Raw genomic sequence first — 16924 nt, 5'->3', positions numbered from 1 at the left:
TATCCTTAACTTTTTTGTAAACGGTCGGTATGTACCACGAAAAGCGCGATGATCATTACTAAAATAGAGAGTGCAAAAAGCAAGGTGTGCATTGCATTTGAGTGATCAACAATAATCAAGCGGACCATTGCGGTAATGCCGATATACAGAAAGTATCGCAGCGGGAAATGATAGTTGGATTTAAAATATTTCACAATTAATGCCAAAAATTCAAAATAGAGGAAGAAAATAACGATTTTTTCCACAATTTGGAATTTTTCGCTGTGGCTGAATGAAAGCTCGTAAAGTGAGTATGCTTCAGCGAAGAGAGAATAAGAGAGTAACGCTCCGGTAGCAAGTAAAGAGATATTGAGCACCCATTGGAAAATTTCAGATGCGATTTTTCCAAAACTTGAGTGGCGTTCTTCTAGAGATTTAGGCATTGGTTGTCCTTAAATTAACATCATAAATAATAGATTGGCAATGAATCGGTTGAAATTTTCCTGCTTGCCACCGCCATAATTGTGGTTCAGATAATATCATATTTTGCGGTTGCTGATAGAAGTAGCTTAAATAGAATGGTAGCTCGCTAATAAAATGCAGTTTCCCGCTCGGGCAATGAGCGGAAAAAATCTGTTTTGTCAGCGGTAAGTGAGTTACTTCCGATAATTTTACAATGCCCACGCCTTGCGATTTTAAAATTGCCTCTCGCAAGCACCAGCTCAAATAAAAGCGTTCGGCAAGATTGTTTAGTAACGGGCAATTTTCAGCTAGTAAAACTTGTTGTTCTTCAATATTGGCATAGTGGAGAATTAAATCACGATAACGTCTGATTCTTTGGGGATGTTCAATGTCAACGCCAACTGCTAATTTTGTAAAAGAATAGCAAAAAATGACCGCTATCCAATCGCCTGAATGGCTGATATTAAAATCAATATGGTCTGAATGGACGAAAGGCCGCCTGCTTTCTGTGCGTGCTATATTTTGTAATAGGGTTAAATCCAGTCCATATTTTTTGAATAATTCCGTTAACAGAAAATGTGCTGCACGTTGACCTTGCCATTTTTTGCACAGTCGACTATTTAAATTATCCGGCATGGCAGGGTAGCTAAAATCGTTTGGCAGTTGTTCTTCTCGATGAATAAAGGCAATCTCAATCGTGGCTGCTTGATTTGTAAAATTTTTCATAAAAATAACCGCTTGTAATTAACGCTTGAATGCCAATAGCAGTACGCCTGATGCTACCAAACCGATCCCCAACCAATCTTGTCCGCTTGGCCGTTCGCCTAAAAATATGACTGCAAAAAGTGTGACCAGCACGAGACTGAGTTTATCAATCGGAGCAACTTGTGAGACATTACCCATTTGTAGTGCTTTAAAATAAGCCAGCCACGATATGCCAGTAGCTAGGCCGGATAAAATCAAAAACAGCCAATTTTTACTGGTTAAATCTGCTAACGGTTGCCATTTTCCGCTGTAAGTTAAGAAAGCTATTAATGTCAGTATAATAACAATAGTGCGAATAAAGGTGGCAAAATCAGAATCAACCCCCTGTAAGCCGATTTTTGCAAATATAGCTGTTAGTGCAGCAAAAAGGGCAGAGGCAAGTGCCCAATAAAGCCATTCATGTGACATAACAAATCCTTAACAATTTTGTGTGTTTTTTATTCATATGGAGTGATAAAACGTGACTTACCTCTAGTTTATCAAATTTTCTGTTTAATCTTTGTAAAATCTTTGGTAAAAGATAAAGGGTAATTTATAGGTACTAAAATTTAGGTACATTATATGTAATTTTTATATTGGAGAAATAAATGGTAAAAATAAAGGAGTTTTTTAAATCTGAAGCAGCGGGAGGGATTCTACTCCTGATTTTTGCATTTGCTGCAATTGTATGCGCAAATACATCATTAAATGATTTCTATTTTGAATTTTTACAAACTACAGTAAGTTTGCAGTTCGGTGAATTCGCTTTAAATAAGCCTTTGTTATTATGGATAAATGATGGCTTGATGGCGGTATTTTTCGCTTTAGTTGGGCTGGAAGTAAAAAAAGAGTTATTTGAAGGATCTCTGTCGAGCTATAAGAAAGCCATTTTCCCTGCTGTTGCAGCAGTAGGTGGTATGATTATTCCGGCACTTGTTTATTGGGCGATTAACAAAAATCATCCGGCATATCACGAAGGTTGGGCTATCCCTATGGCAACAGATATTGCCTTTGCGGTGGGTATTGTGGCTTTACTCGGAGCAAGAGTGCCATTAGCACTAAAAGCATTTTTATTGGCTTTGGCAATTATTGATGATTTAGGGGCAATTATTGTTATTGCTATCTTTTATTCCCAAGAAATTAGTGTTCAAGCCCTAACTATTGCCGCTATTGCAATTGTTGGATTAGTATTGCTTAATCGTTTTAAAGTCACCTCGTTATGTGCTTATTTAGTAGTTGGATTGATTCTTTGGACATCCGTATTGAAATCAGGGGTTCATGCTACTTTAGCTGGTGTGATTATCGGATTTTGTGTGCCGCTTAAAGGTAAAAACGGTGAGAAACCCGCAGAGGAATTAGAGCATATTCTTGCCCCTTGGTGCTCATATATGATTTTACCGATATTTGCGTTTGCTAATGCCGGTGTGTCATTATTAGAAATGGGTATGGAGCAATTATCATCGCCATTGCCTTTAGGTATTGCCTTAGGCTTGATTGTAGGTAAAACCGTGGGCGTGTTTGGCTTTAGTTACTTAGCTGTACTATTACGTTTTGCAAGCTTACCGCAAGGGGTTAATTTTAAACAAATTTTTGCAATTTCAGTATTATGTGGGATTGGTTTTACCATGTCTATGTTCCTGGCAAGCTTAGCCTTTGATGTCAGTGCAACAGGTGAAAGAATCACAGCATTAGCTCGTTTAGGTATCTTACTAGGCTCTGCGGTTTCTGCCATTTTAGGTTATCTATTACTCAGAATGGTAACAAACAAAAATTATGTTGAAGAACGTTTATAAATGAAAATCAAGCGGTCAAATTAACTCAGATTTTTGCAAAAAATAGGCATAGTTGCTTTAAGCCACTATGCCTATTTTTATTATGCTTTTCTGACGAATCGGTTTCCGATAAGAAATGCAATTAGACCAATAATCAGAGAAGGAACAATTGCATGGAAGCTAAAAATAGAAATTTTAAAGCTTGTCATGATAACATAGCTGCTTAACCCCGCTAACATTGAGCAAATTGCTCCTGTTGCATTGGCTTTTTCCCAATAAAGTCCTAATACGATAACCCAAAGGAAAGTTGCTTCTAAGCCGCCGAGTGATAATAAATTCAGCCAAATCAACATATCGGGTGGATTTAGGGCGGCAAACACTAAAAAGAACGTGAATGCTAATGTGGTAATGGTTGAAAATAATTTAATTTTTCGCTCGTTATTAATCGAATTTGGTTTGATTGCCAAATAGAGATCTTTGATTAAGGTTGATGATGCTTGGATTAGCATCGAATCAATCGAAGACATAATCGCTGCCATTGGTGCGGCTAAGAAAATACCGGCAACTACTGGCGGAAGTACTTGAACCATTAATGTTGGGATTACTTGATCCGGCACTTTAAGATCAGGGACGACAGCTCTACCTAACACGCCTGAAAGATGCATACCGAACATTAAAATCGCAATCACGATGGTGCCGATAATCATCGCTTTATGCAGTGCTTGACTATCTTTATATGCCATACTTCTTACCGCAATATGCGGCAAACCGATTAAACCAAAGCAAACCAGCACCCAAAATGAGGTCATAAAGGTAAAATCAAGTGGGCGTTCATCAATGCCATAAGGTGCAGTTAATTGAGGGTTAATTGCTTCAAGTGCGTTAATTGCATTCTCTACTCCACCTGCCGCATAAATTACGCCTCCCAGCAAAATGGTTGTTCCTACTATCATTACTAAGCCTTGAATTGTGTCGGTTAAGACTACAGCCCTAAAACCGCCAATAAAGGTATAAAGCCCAACGGTAATTGCAAAAATGACTATAGCAGTTTTATAAGGAATACCAAGTGTCGTTTCAAGTAATCGGCCTGCACCGATAAATTGTACGGTCATCATTGCAAAGAAGGAGAGTAGTAGGGCAAAGCCTGCAATCCATACGACAAAGCTATTTTGGTAGCGTGCAAGTAGCATATCATTGATAGTGACACTATTATGTTTGCGGGCAAGTAAAGCAAATTTTTTACCTAATGCACCTAGCGAAAGTAACACTGCGGGTACTTGAATCATCGCCAGTAATACCCAGCCTAAGCCATACTTATAAGCCGCTCCCGGGCCTCCGATAAATGAACTTGCTCCTACATAGGTTGCGGCCGTTGTCATTGCCAACACAAAACCGGACATTGAACGTCCACCGATGTAATATTCGGAAATAAAACTACCACCTTGACGTTTACGGTAGGCATAGAAAGCCACACCGAAGACAAAGAGTAAGTAGGCTATCAAAGGAAGAATCATTTCATTATTCATTATTTTACCTCCAGATCGATATTTTTATAGGCTTTTTTAACTACGACAGCAGCAATGAAGGTAAAAATAATCGGTAAAAAAATGCAAGAAAGCTCAAACCAAATTGGAAAGCCAAAAATTCCCCTGCCTTGTGGTGAAAAATAAGCAAATCCCACCCAACCAAATAGATAGAGTAGCGTTAGCAATACTGCCCAGCGAGCCTCTGTTGTTAATTGTTTATTCATAAACGTCTCCTTAAAAATGAAAATAACCTCATAAGTGTGAGGCGTTTTTAGTATTGCCATTCGTCAGGATTAATTCCTAACTCTCGCATTTTTTGTTTTGCTTCTTCCGGGATCTCATCAGTTCGGTCTTTCATTAAATCTTCATCATTTGGTAAAGGTTGCCCGGTGAATGCGTGTAAAAAGGCTTCGCATAATAATTCGCTATTAGTCGCATGGCGAAGATTTTTAATTTGTCGGCGGGTTCTTTCATTGGTTAAAATTTCTAACACTTTGATCGGAATTGACACCGTGACTTTTTTCACTTGTTCGCTTTTTTTGCCGTGTTCGGCATAAGGGCTGATATATTCGCCGTTCCAGTCTGCCATTTGTGATTACTCCTAAAATTTTGCTGGTATTGTAATCAAAAGTGAAGGATATCTCAATCTGGACGTCTAGATTTCTAAAGGGAAATCTGCTTTTTATTTTGTATTTTCCGGCAACTTCGCTACAATGACAGAAATTAATCTCCAAAAGGCAAATTTTATGAAATTAGCATCAATCAAGCAGATTTTTGTTCTGCTCAGCATTGCGGTGTTAACCGCTTGCTCTTCAAGCATTAACCCAGAAACCGGTGTGCGGGAGGATCCTCTCGAAGGTTTTAACCGTGCTATGTGGAAAGTCAATTACGAATATTTTGACCCCTATGTTTTAAAGCCAGTGGCAAAAGGTTGGAAAGAGTATGTACCAAGCCCGATTAAAACAGGTTTAACCAATGTTGCTAACAACCTTGATGAGCCGGTGAGCTTTGTAAACCGATTAATTGAAGGTGAAGGAAAGAAAGCAATGGTTCACTTTAACCGTTTTTGGATCAACACAGTTTTTGGTTTAGGCGGTTTAATTGACTGGGCAAGCTTAGACGATGGCTTACGTTTGAACAACGGGCAACGAACTCTTGGCGAAAGCTTAGGCGCAAACGGTGTTTCTTCCGGCTCTTATATTATGGTACCGGCTTATGGCGCAACTACACCTCGCCAAGCGATTGGTAGCGCGGTAGAAACCGGCTATTCGGTGCTCACCTATGTAGGCGCCCCTTGGTCAATTGCAAAATTTGTGGTGCAAGGTGTTGATACACGTTCTAAATTATTAGAGCAAGATGCGTTATTAGAACAAGCACAAGATCCTTATGTTACTTTCCGTGAAGCTTATTTCCAAAACTTGGAATTTAAGGTAAAAGACGGTAATGTTGAACAAAACCAGCAAGAGCAACTTTCAGAAGAAGAACTGAAAAATATTGATTAATTCCAACAAGCGGTCATATTTTACAAAAAAATTGCAAAATACGACCGCTTGTTCCTATTTGAAATCAAGAAAAATGAAAAAACATATCCATATTTTAGGAATTTGTGGCACTTTTATGGGCGGAATTGCAATGATTGCCCGCGAGTTAGGCTACAAAGTGACAGGTTCAGACACCAATGTTTACCCGCCGATGAGCACTTTTTTAGAATCTCACGGTATTGAAATTATCCCAAATTACGATGTTGCTCAGTTGCAACCGGTACCAGATTTGGTTGTAATCGGCAATGCGATGAGTCGTGGTAACCCTTGCGTTGAATATGTATTGGATAACCAACTGAATTACACTTCCGGCCCACAATGGCTACATGATCATCTTCTTAAAGATCGCTGGGTGTTGGCGGTTTCCGGTACACACGGCAAAACCACAACCACAGGAATGTTAGCGTGGATTCTAGATCAAAACGGTATTGATACCGGCTTTTTAATTGGTGGCGTGGCGGGCAATTTCGGCATTTCCGCACGAGCTGGCAATAGCAAATTCTTTGTGATTGAAGCAGACGAATACGATTCTGCCTTTTTTGATAAGCGCTCAAAATTTGTGCATTACACGCCAAAAACCTTAATTATCAATAATATGGAGTTTGACCATGCTGATATTTTTGATGATTTAAAAGCGATTCAACGCCAGTTCCACCATTTAGTTCGTACTATGCCGAAAAGTGGCTGCATTTTATCGGCAATCGCTGATGAAAATGTACAAAATACCCTAAAAATGGGCAGCTACAGTCAATTGCAATTTATCGGTGAGGATAACGAATGGTTTGCGAAACCTTTAATTGCAGATTGTTCAAAATTTGAAGTCTTTCACTTAGGTGAAAAAAAAGGCGAAGTACATTGGTCGGTTATTGGAAAACATAATATGCACAATGCGCTGATGGCGATTGCCGCCGCTCACCACGCTGGTGTTGAGGTAAAAAGTGCTTGCCAATCATTAGGGACCTTTATTAATGCTAACCGCCGTTTGGAAGTGAAAGGTGAAGTAAACGGCATTACTGTTTATGATGATTTCGCCCATCATCCAACCGCAATTGAAGCGACTATTGATGCTTTACGTGGTAAAGTCGGTAAAAATCAACGAATTCTTGCAGTGTTAGAGCCTCGATCAAATACGATGAAAATGGGCGTTCACAAAGAAGAGATTGCACCAAGCCTGCACGATGCTGAAGCCGTATTTGTTTACCAACCTGATATCATTGCTTGGAGTGTGAGTGAGATAACCAATGCATTATCTCAACCGGCTTACTGGTCTGCAAATATTGATGATTTAGTTGCATTAATTGTCAAAGAATCCAAACCAACCGATCATATTTTAGTGATGAGTAATGGGGCTTTTGGGGGCATTCATAATAAGATCCTAACCAAATTAGCAGATAAATAGAGCATGCAAGCGGTAAAATTTTTGCAAAATTTTACCGCTTGGTTATCTTGGCGAATCTATTTTTACGATCTGCATCGAAAAAAATCGAAATCACTCTTGCTATTTACAAATGTCAGTTAAAAATAATACATATAACGGCTAAAATTTTTGGAAAAAGTAGTAGTTAAATTATTACGGGTAAAATAAAAATATGAGCGATTTGATTATTTATAACACTGAAGACGGGAAAAGTAACGTAGCATTATTAGTGGTAGAAAATGAAGCTTGGCTGACACAAAATCAGCTTGCTGAACTTTTTAACACCTCTGTACCAAATATAACCATTCACATTAAAAATATCTTAAAAGACAAAGAGTTAGATGAATATTCAGTTATTAAGGATTATTTAATAACTGCTCAAGATGGTAAAAAGTATCAAGTAAAACACTACTCGCTTGAAATGATCTTGGCCATTGGTTTTCGCGTACGTAGTCCAAGAGCAGTTCAGTTTAGAAAATGGGCAAATAGCACTTTGCGTTCTTATCTTGAAAAAGGTTTTCTAGTTGATACTGAACGTTTGAAAAATCCTCAGGGACGCTTAGATTACTTTGATGAATTACTTGAACAAATACGTGAAATTCGGGCAAGTGAACTGCGTTTCTATCAAAAAATAAGAGAACTTTTTAAACTCTCTAGTGATTACGATAAGACCGATAAAAATACCCAAATGTTTTTTGCGGAAACACAAAATAAACTTATTTATGCAATTACCAACCAAACGGCTGCTGAGTTAATTTGCCAACGTGCTGATTCTGCTAGAGCTAATATGGGATTAACGAGTTGGAAAGGAAAGGTAGTACGTAAAGGAGATATTATTACAGCGAAAAATTACTTAGATAACAATGAATTAGATTCTTTAAATCGTTTGGTAATGATTTTCCTTGAGAGTGCAGAATTGAGAGTGAAAAATAATCAAGACTTGACTTTAGGTTTCTGGCGAAGAAATGTGGATGCACTAATTGAATTTAACGGTTTTCCTGTATTGGAAAACGCTGGTTCAATCACTCACAAGCAAATGGAAATTTTTGCTAACGAGCAATATAAGAAATTTGATACTAATCGTAAACATCTTAAACAGCAGGAAGCAGATTTGGAAGATCTGAGGGATTTAGAGCAATTAGAGAATAAATTGAAGAAATAGATAATAATGAAAGCGGTAAAATTTTTGCAAAATTTTACCGCTTGTGTTTTATAACCTCTTTGAATAAATCTTCCATCAAAATTGGTAGGCAATTGATTAAAATTAACGCTTGTTATAATAGGCAAAGATAACGCTTTTTTTACACTAAATTTACATTTAAAAAGATACATTGTATTTCAAATGCAGTAAAATATACTCAGTTTAATTTCTGGCTGTGTTAATAGAAAAATAAACTATTTACTCAGCAATTCTTAAGCAGTTTTCAGTTATTTAAGATTATGTTGAAAGTGAATTTCGCATAATCTTTTTCTTTTTTATAGGGGTTTATATGAATAAAATTTTTAAGGTTATTTGGAATCAGGCAACGATGAGTTGGGTTGCTGTGTCCGAATTACAAAAGGCGAAGGGTAAAGTTAAGTCAACAAGCTCTGCAAGTAAAGGGGTATTAGCTTTAGTAGCTAGTGCTGGTGTTGTATTAGGTGCAAGTAATGCTGTAGCTGTAGTATCTATAGGTTCAACTGCAAATTCCTATATCACAACGATAGCAAGTGCAACAGGCGATAAGTCAATTGCAATTGGTGTAGGCTCAATATCTACAGGTAACTCTACTATTGCAATTGGCACAGGAGCTAATGCAACACATAGAACCAATTTGACAGATCCTGAAGATACATCTTATCTAACTAACTCAATTGGCGAAGAAAGTTTGTATGGGCGTGGAACTAATATGGCGTTAGTACCTTCAATTTCGATTGGTATGGGATCTACTGCAACATCAGCAAATGCTATAGCATTAGGAACAGATACTCATGCGACAGGTAACCGAGCAACTGCTTTTGGTGCTGGTGCAGAGGCTCATGGTAACCGTTCAACTGCTGTGGGTTGGAGAAATTTTGCAAATGGTACGCGTTCATTCGCAATGGGTTCAGGCTCAACGGCAAATGCTGATTTCTCTGGTGCAATGGGAAATAAATCAATTGCAAATGGTACAAGTTCATTAGCCCTTGGTGCAAGTGCTGTAACCACGACAGCAGCTACGAGTGCTTTAGCTATTGGTAATAATGCTAATGCTTCGAGTGCAAATGCAACAGCATTAGGTGTTAATAGTAAGGTAGGTGAGAATTTAAACAAAGCTGTGGCAGTTGGTTCAAATTCTGTTGCTAGAGCTGGGGAAAATGTAAATTCGGCAACGGTTGGTAGTATTGCTTATAGTGGATTTGCCGGTAATAGTGTTGTAGATGTAGCTTCAGGATATAAAAGCCGAGTGTTTTCTGTAGGGGATGTAGGTAGTGAACGCCAAATCCAAAATGTAGCGGCAGGTCAGATTTCTTCTACTTCAACTGATGCTATTAACGGTTCTCAGCTTTATATGGCAATGAAAGCGACAGATAACCTTGCAAACTCAACTAAAAATATTTTAGGCGGTAATGCTGTCGTAAATCCGAATGGTTCTGTTACTTATACTAATATCGGCGGTACGAATAAAAATACGATTGAAGAAGCATTAAAAGCTGTGAAAACGGAAGTAGTTGCCGGTTCTAACGTAAATGTAGCTAAAACTGATGGCGCAAATGGTCAACCAATTTACACAGTAAATGCCTATAACACTACCGCGAGTTCTGTTTCTCCAACTTACATCACAGTAACAGGTAAAGCAGCAACAGCGGCCAATACAACGAATTATGAAATTGGCTTAACACAAGATGCAATTACACAATTTACGAAAGATACTCAAGCTACTGTAGTTTCAACTGACGGTACAGTAAAAGTAACGAGTGCAAATAGAAATGCAAATGGTACTTTGATTTACGATCTTTCTGTTACCCCGGCAGTACAAGGTAAGCAAATTGAATATTTCTCAGTAAATTCAACTGTTACAGGTAATAAAAACAATGATGGCGCTACAGGGACAAATGCAATTGCTATTGGTCCGAATGCTGCCGCTGCAGATCAGGCTGCAATTGCATTAGGTACGAACTCTAATGCTAACGGCAATGGTGCTGCTGCGTTAGGTGTAGGTGCTATTGCAAAAGGTATTCAAGCTACGGCACTTGGACATACTGCAAATGCTTCTGCAAATGGTGCAACTGCGATTGGTCGTCAAACAACAGCCGGTGAAGGAGATGCAACAGCCATTGGTTCAAATGCCAATGCTTCTGCTGAAAAAGCTTCTGCAATCGGTGTAGGTACAAAAGCAACTGCTAATGCTGCAACTGCCATGGGTGCAAATTCAACTGCATCAGCACAATCTGCATTAGCAATTGGTACGCGTGCTACGGCAAGCGGTGCAAATGCAACTGCTGTTGGCCCGGAATCGGTAGCAAGTGCAGAGAATGCGTTAGCTTTAGGCCATCATGCGAGTACAAACTTGGCAGGTTCTGTTGCGTTGGGTAATTACTCAACAACACGTGAAGCAACGCCAACCAATGATGCAACAGTCGGCAAAATCAGCTATTCCGGTTTTGCAGGTGTGAACCAAAATAAAAATGATGTTGTTTCTGTAGGTTCTGCAGGAAAAGAACGCCAAATCCAAAATGTGGCAGCAGGTCAGATTTCTGCAACATCAACAGATGCAATTAACGGTTCACAACTTTATATGGCTATGAATGCAACCAATAATCTTGCAAATTCAACTGCAAGTAATTTTGGTGGTGGTTCAGTGGTAAATCCGGACGGTTCTGTTACTCAACCAAAATATAATGTTACAAATGCAGACAAAACCCAATATGGTAATACAGCAAATAATGTTGGTGATGCTATTACCAACTTAAACAGTTATGTAAACCAAGGTTTCCATGTTAAGGATAATGCAGGTACAAATAAAGGCACGGTAACACCTAATGAAGCTGTACAATTTGTAAACGGTAAAGGTACTGTTTCAAATGTAACAGCAGAAGCTGATGGTGTAACTAAAGTCACTTTTGATGTAGATACCGGCTCAATTACTGTTGATAACACGACCGGTGCAGTAACAACGCCGGCAGATGAAAATAAAGTGGCAACCACAAAAACTGTTGCAGATGCAATCAAAAATTCAGGCTTTACCGCAACATCAAGCAAAAGCGAAGGCGAAGTATCAGGTACTTCAGCAGAGCTTGTTAATCCGGGCGATACTGTGACTTTCGATGCAGGTAAAAATATCAAAGTTACTCAAACAGGCGGTAAGTTCAGCTTTGCGACCAAAGATGATGTTACGTTCAGTAGTGTAACATCGAACACTATTACTGTGCCTACAGGTACAAATGGTAACGATAAGCCAATTACGATCACAAAAGACGGCATTGATGCAGCGGGTAAGCCAATTACTAATGTATCAAGCAACTTACCTGTTACAAATAGCACAGGTGATGCAACGAATACAGCATCACAAGCGAAGCCGGCAGATGTAAATAACATCAAAAACAATGCAGCAACAGTTGATGATGTGTTAAATGCAGGCTGGAACTTACAAGAAAACAGTACAGCAAAAGACTTTGTTAAGGCTTACGACACAGTAAACTTTGTAGATGGCAAAGGTACAAAAGCAAATGTGACAATGAAGTCTGACAATACAATTGCAGATGTTACCTTTAATGTTGATACTACAACGATTGCTGTAGATGAAACAACAGGTAAAGTAACACCTCCTGCGAATGATGACAATAAAATTGCGACAGCAAAAACAGTTGCTGATGCAATTAGCAAGTCAGGTTTTACAGCAAAAGCAAATAGCGATGCTGGTGAGTTAATTAATCCGGGTGATGTAGTTGATTTAAAAAATGGTAAGAACATTACAGTTACTCGTGATGGCGCAAACTTCACATTCGCAACCAAAGATGATGTAACTTTCAACAGTGTAACTTTTGGTGACAATGGCCCTAAGATCACTAACAACGGCGGGAACATCAATGTGGCTGGTAATGATGGTAACCCAACTAAGATCACTGGTGTGAAAGCAGGTGAAAACGATACTGATGCTGTTAATATGAGTCAGTTAAAACAGCTTGCTGCTGCCTCTAAAGAAAGCGTTGTGTCAGCAGATAAATCTGTAACTGTTACACCAACTAAGAAGGATGATGGTTCAACAGAATTTGATGTTGCTGTAAATGTTGATAATGAAACCATTACTAAAGATCCGGCAACCGGTGCAGTAAAAGCAAATACCACGACTCTGAATGATGGAAATAAAGATGGTAAGGTTGATGCACCAAATGCTGATGATGCGAAGAAATTGGTTAATGCAGGCGATATTACCAATGCAATTAATAATTCCGGTTGGAAAGCGAAATCCGGCGGTAATAAAGCAGAAGGTGATGAAGCTGCTTCTGAATTAATCAATCCGGGTGATGAAGTTGAGTTTAATGCAGGCACTAACTTAAAAGTTAAACGTGTTGGCACAGTCTTTACCTTTGAAACAGCACAAGATGTGAAATTTAACACTATTCAAATTGGTGACAATGGTCCGAAGATCACGAATGAAGGTAATAATATCAAAATTGGTGATAAAGACGGCAATGCAACTAAGATTACTAATGTAGCAAATGGTACTGCTCCAACAGATGCAGTAAACGTAAGCCAGTTGGAAGCAGCTAAAGCAGCAGCCACAACGAAAGTTGAAGGTACTCAAGGTGTAACGGTAACACCGGCGGACAATCCAGACGGTTCAAAAACTTACACAGTTGCAGCGAAAACTGATGGTACAACAGTAAAAGTTGATGATAATGGCAATATCACGGCAGTAACAAGCGGCTTAACCAACAATAATAATGGTGCAGTTGCAGCGCCAACTGCACCTGATGCTTTAGTCACTACAAAAACAGTTGCAGATGCAATTAACAATGCAGGCTTTATTGCAAAAGCATCAGCAAGTGCAGGTGAAGTGTCGGGTAATAAAGATCAGCTGATTAAAACAGGTGAAACAGTTACTTTAGATGCAGGTAAAAATATCAAAATCACGCAAGAAGATGGTAAGTTTACTTTTGCAACTAAAGATGATGTAAACTTCAACAGCGTAACATCTAACACTATCAAAGTGCCAACCGATGAGAATAATCCGGATAACAACCCGATTACTATCAATAAAGACGGTATTAATGCAGGTAACAAAACGATTAGTAATGTGGCAGGCAATTTAGCAGATGCAAGCACAGCTAACAAACAGCCTGATGCAAACAGTGCTGCTAACTTAGCAGATAAGAAAAACAACGCAGCTACAGTAGGTGATGTGTTGAATGCGGGCTGGAACTTGCAAGGTAACGGTCAAGCTGTAGACACGGTTGTACACAACGATACAGTGGACTTTGTAAACGGTAAGGGTACTGTAGTAACAGTGAAAAACGAGAATGGCAAAAACATCATTAAGGTGGATAGCCCGCTTGAGTTTGTAAACACCGACCCTAATGATAAGTCAACCCCGAGCAATACAGCGAAATTAACAGGCGATGCGCCGGTACAATTAACCAATGTTGCAAGTGGTGTACGTAAAGACGATGGTACCTCGCTAACAGGTAAAGATCTAGCTGATGCAATTAAAAATGCAACAGGCAATACGTTAAACAACGCGGTGAATGTAGGTGATTTACAAGCGGCAGTCAATGCCGCAACAACCAAGGTTGAAGGTGACAAAGGTGTAACAGTGACATCTAAAACCAATGATGATGGTTCAACTACTTACACAGTTGCAGCGAAGACTGATAATAAGACTGTTACAGTTGATAAGGATGGCAATATCGCAGCAGTGACAAGCGACTTAGCCAACAATAATAATGGTACAGTTGCAGCGCCAACCGCACCTGATGCCTTAGTCACGGCAAAAACAGTTGCAGATGCAATTAACAATGCAGGCTTTATTGCAAAAGCATCGGCAAGTGCAGGTGAAGTATCGGGCAATAAAGATCAGCTGATTAAAACAGGTGAAACAGTTACTTTAGATGCAGGTAAAAATATCAAAATCACGCAAGAAGATGGTAAGTTTACTTTTGCAACTAAAGATGATGTGAACTTCAACAGCGTAACATCTAACACTATCACAGTACCGACTGATACGGCGAATCCGGCTAATAACCCGATTACTATCAATAAAGACGGTATTAATGCAGGTAACAAAACAATTAGTAATGTGGCAGGCAATTTAGCAGATGCAAGCGTAGCTAAAGAGCAACCGGCAGCTAATAGCCCAGAAAGCTTAACTAATAAGAAAAACAACGCAGCTACAGTAGGTGATGTGTTGAATGCGGGCTGGAACTTACAAGGTAACGGTCAAGCTGTAGACACGGTTGTACACAACGATACAGTGAACTTTGTAAATGGTAAGGGAACCGTTGTTACTGTAGAGAATAAAGACGGTAAAAACATCATTAAGGTAGATAGCCCGCTTGAGTTTGTAAACAAAGATTCAAATGATACGTCAACCCCGAGTAATACAGCGAAATTAACAGGCGATGCGCCGGTACAGTTAACCAATATTGCAAGTGGTGTACGTAAAGACGATGGTACAGCTCCAACGGGTAAAGAGTTAGCCGATGCAATTAAAAATGCAGAAGGTGATACTTTAAGCAATGCAGTAAATGTCGGTGATTTACAGGCAGCGGCGAAAGCATCAGCAACAGAGGTGACAGCATCAGGTTTAGCGACACTGAGCACCAGAACAGGTGAAAATGGTCAAGCTATTTACAATGTAGATGTAGCTAAAGCAGATGCGCCAACGGTTACTCGTGGTAACGTAAGTGTTAAAGCTGGCGATGAAAATAAAGTGATGACGGCAGGTGATATTGCTGCGGCTATCACAGGTTCTGAAAAAACTTCATCGGTGAAGGCAGGGTCTAAAGCGGTAACTGTAAATGCTGCAGCTGAAGATGCTAACGGCAATACTGAATACACAGTTGATGTTGCAACGGATAAAACGATAGCACGTGATGGTGAAGGTAAACTGACTGTAAATGTAGATAATACTACGATTACAACAGATCCAAATACTGGCGAAGTTAAAGCAAATACCACGACTTATGCACCAACAAAAGATGGTAAAGTGGGTAATGCTGAAGCTCCAGATGCATTAGTGAGTGCGAAGACAGTTGCAGATGCAATTAATGCTTCAGGCTTTACCTTAAAAACATCAGCAAATGGTGGTAGCAAAATCTCTGGTTCAGATGAGATGATCAATCCGGGTGAAACCATTGATATGACCGCAGGTAAAAACCTAACCGTGAAGCAAGAAGCTAACGGTAAAGTCACTTACGCAACCAAAGATGATGTGACCTTCAACACAGTGAACTCAACGACAGTGGTAGTGGGTGATGCAACAGACCCTGCGAAAAGCACAACCTTAACATCAGGCAATAAAGGCTTAGATGTAGGCGGTGATAAGATTACCAATGTAGCAAACGGCGATATTAGCCCGGTGAGCACAGATGTAATTAACGGTTCACAGTTAAACAACTACACCAAAGTAAACGGTAACAACATTGGCACGGATAACGGTGCGATTAATATTGTCAACGGTGCCGGAACGACGGTAACGAGCGATAAAGCAGGTGAAATTAAAGTTAATGTGAATAACACTGACTTGACGGTAGCGGATAATGGCACAATCAATGTTCAAGACCCGAACGGCACAGGTGCTCACTATGTCAATGCAACAACGGTTGCAAAAGCAGTGAACAATGTAAGCTGGAATGTGGGTTCTGGTGAGGTTGAAGGTACTAATGGTAAATCGACTTATACGGCAAACGCAGATAGCAAAGTAAAAGCAGGCGAAACAATGAAAGTAAGAGCCGGTCGTAACATTGAGATTAGCGGTAAAGGTAAGGAAGTTGATATTGCGGTATCAGATAATCCTGAATTTACTAGCGTGAAAACTGGTGACACAGTCATGAATAACAACGGTGTAACCATCAACAATGGATCTGCAGGTAAGTCTGTTAGCTTAACTAAAAATGGTTTAGATAACGGCGGTAATCGTATTACTAACGTTAAAGCCGGTGAAGCAGATACTGATGCAGTGAATGTTGGTCAGTTGAAAGGTACTGTTAATCACTTGAACAACAAGATTAACCGTAACAACCGTGAAGCGCGAGCAGGGATTGCCGGTTCAAATGCGGCAGCTGCATTACCACAGGTTTACATTCCGGGTAAATCAATGGTAGCAGCCGCAGGTGGTACTTTCAAAGGTGAAAACGCACTTGCAGTAGGTTATTCACGCTCAAGCGATAACGGCAAACTTATCTTGAAATTACAAGGTAATGCAAACAGCCGTGGTGACATCGGTGGTGGTGTAGGCGTAGGATACCAATGGTAATTTAGCCTAATCTAGTTTTGAATCCCCTTCTTCGGAAGGGGATTTT

11 protein-coding genes are annotated in these 16924 nt (G+C 39.5%); 5 read left to right on the top strand and 6 right to left on the bottom strand.

The annotated features are described in order from the left end of the window. Positions 1-5 precede the first annotated feature (5 nt). The 3 genes from psiE to A4G16_RS07960 are packed head-to-tail and all read right to left on the bottom strand — an operon-like array spanning position 6 to position 1614. Positions 6-422: a phosphate-starvation-inducible protein PsiE gene (psiE, locus tag A4G16_RS07970; RefSeq protein ID WP_165889435.1), complete on the bottom strand. Its 417-nt coding sequence runs from the start codon at positions 420-422 to the stop codon at positions 6-8. Then, a complete protein-coding gene (locus A4G16_RS07965; RefSeq protein ID WP_165889434.1) occupies positions 415-1167 on the bottom strand; it encodes a 4'-phosphopantetheinyl transferase family protein in 753 nt (250 codons plus the stop codon). The genes psiE and A4G16_RS07965 overlap by 8 nt, the downstream gene beginning before the upstream one ends. An 18-nt stretch (positions 1168-1185) precedes the next feature. Continuing rightward, a complete protein-coding gene (locus A4G16_RS07960; protein WP_165889433.1) occupies positions 1186-1614 on the bottom strand; it encodes an EamA family transporter in 429 nt (142 codons plus the stop codon). A 179-nt stretch (positions 1615-1793) separates the two neighbouring features. On the opposite strand from A4G16_RS07960, the gene nhaA reads away from it, so the two are divergent. After that, entirely contained in the window at positions 1794-2978 is a 1185-nt protein-coding gene (gene nhaA / locus A4G16_RS07955) for a Na+/H+ antiporter NhaA (protein ID WP_165889432.1), read from the top strand. 80 nt (positions 2979-3058) lie between these two features. Here the strand turns inward: nhaA and panF are convergent, their stop codons facing one another. From panF to metJ, 3 genes are read right to left on the bottom strand one after another with little or no spacing between them, the layout of a single operon-like run. Then, positions 3059-4483 carry a sodium/pantothenate symporter gene (gene panF, locus A4G16_RS07950; RefSeq protein ID WP_165889431.1) on the bottom strand — a complete coding sequence of 475 codons (1425 nt, stop codon included), beginning with the start codon at positions 4481-4483 and terminating at the stop codon, positions 3059-3061. After that, the gene (locus A4G16_RS07945) at positions 4483-4707 is read right to left on the bottom strand and encodes a YhdT family protein (protein ID WP_165889430.1); all 225 of its coding nucleotides are present in this window, start codon (positions 4705-4707) and stop codon (positions 4483-4485) included. Before A4G16_RS07945 ends, panF begins: the two co-directional genes overlap by 1 nt. A gap of 47 nt (positions 4708-4754) precedes the next feature. Then, the gene (gene metJ, locus A4G16_RS07940) at positions 4755-5072 is read right to left on the bottom strand and encodes a met regulon transcriptional regulator MetJ (protein ID WP_025248288.1); all 318 of its coding nucleotides are present in this window, start codon (positions 5070-5072) and stop codon (positions 4755-4757) included. A 157-nt stretch (positions 5073-5229) separates the two neighbouring features. Between metJ and A4G16_RS07935 the strand changes: the two genes are divergently transcribed. The 4 genes from A4G16_RS07935 to A4G16_RS10985 all read left to right on the top strand — a co-directional run bounded on the left by A4G16_RS07935 (position 5230) and on the right by A4G16_RS10985 (position 16878). Then, complete coding sequence (locus A4G16_RS07935; RefSeq protein ID WP_165889429.1) at positions 5230-5985, top strand: VacJ family lipoprotein; 756 nt, start codon at positions 5230-5232, stop codon at positions 5983-5985. Positions 5986-6058: 73 nt separating this feature from the next. Next, positions 6059-7423, top strand: coding sequence for a UDP-N-acetylmuramate:L-alanyl-gamma-D-glutamyl-meso-diaminopimelate ligase (gene mpl, locus A4G16_RS07930; protein ID WP_165889428.1), 1365 nt, complete (start codon positions 6059-6061; stop codon positions 7421-7423). Between the two features lie 190 nt (positions 7424-7613). After that, the gene (locus tag A4G16_RS07925; RefSeq protein WP_165889427.1) at positions 7614-8603 is read left to right on the top strand and encodes a virulence RhuM family protein; all 990 of its coding nucleotides are present in this window, start codon (positions 7614-7616) and stop codon (positions 8601-8603) included. A gap of 328 nt (positions 8604-8931) precedes the next feature. Further along, positions 8932-16878 (top strand): YadA-like family protein, encoded by a 7947-nt coding sequence (locus tag A4G16_RS10985; protein ID WP_237052362.1) that lies wholly within the window; start codon positions 8932-8934, stop codon positions 16876-16878. Positions 16879-16924 lie beyond the last annotated feature (46 nt).

This window comes from Mannheimia granulomatis (genome assembly GCF_011455695.1).
Classification (GTDB): Bacteria; Pseudomonadota; Gammaproteobacteria; order Enterobacterales; family Pasteurellaceae; genus Mannheimia; species Mannheimia granulomatis_A.
Note: the sequence above shows the minus strand (reverse complement) of the source record. Positions and strands in the feature narration are given on the sequence as shown.

Bases quoted from the DNA above. Each gene is read 5' to 3' on its own strand.
- psiE (WP_165889435.1), bottom strand. From the start codon at position 422: ATGCCTAAATCTCTAGAAGAACGCCACTCAAGTTTTGGAAAAATCGCA.
- A4G16_RS07965 (WP_165889434.1), bottom strand. From the start codon at position 1,167: ATGAAAAATTTTACAAATCAAGCAGCCACGATTGAGATTGCCTTTATT.
- A4G16_RS07960 (WP_165889433.1), bottom strand. From the start codon at position 1,614: ATGTCACATGAATGGCTTTATTGGGCACTTGCCTCTGCCCTTTTTGCT.
- nhaA (WP_165889432.1), top strand. From the start codon at position 1,794: ATGGTAAAAATAAAGGAGTTTTTTAAATCTGAAGCAGCGGGAGGGATT.
- panF (WP_165889431.1), bottom strand. From the start codon at position 4,483: ATGAATAATGAAATGATTCTTCCTTTGATAGCCTACTTACTCTTTGTC.
- A4G16_RS07945 (WP_165889430.1), bottom strand. From the start codon at position 4,707: ATGAATAAACAATTAACAACAGAGGCTCGCTGGGCAGTATTGCTAACG.
- metJ (WP_025248288.1), bottom strand. From the start codon at position 5,072: ATGGCAGACTGGAACGGCGAATATATCAGCCCTTATGCCGAACACGGC.
- A4G16_RS07935 (WP_165889429.1), top strand. From the start codon at position 5,230: ATGAAATTAGCATCAATCAAGCAGATTTTTGTTCTGCTCAGCATTGCG.
- mpl (WP_165889428.1), top strand. From the start codon at position 6,059: ATGAAAAAACATATCCATATTTTAGGAATTTGTGGCACTTTTATGGGC.
- A4G16_RS07925 (WP_165889427.1), top strand. From the start codon at position 7,614: ATGAGCGATTTGATTATTTATAACACTGAAGACGGGAAAAGTAACGTA.
- A4G16_RS10985 (WP_237052362.1), top strand. From the start codon at position 8,932: ATGAATAAAATTTTTAAGGTTATTTGGAATCAGGCAACGATGAGTTGG.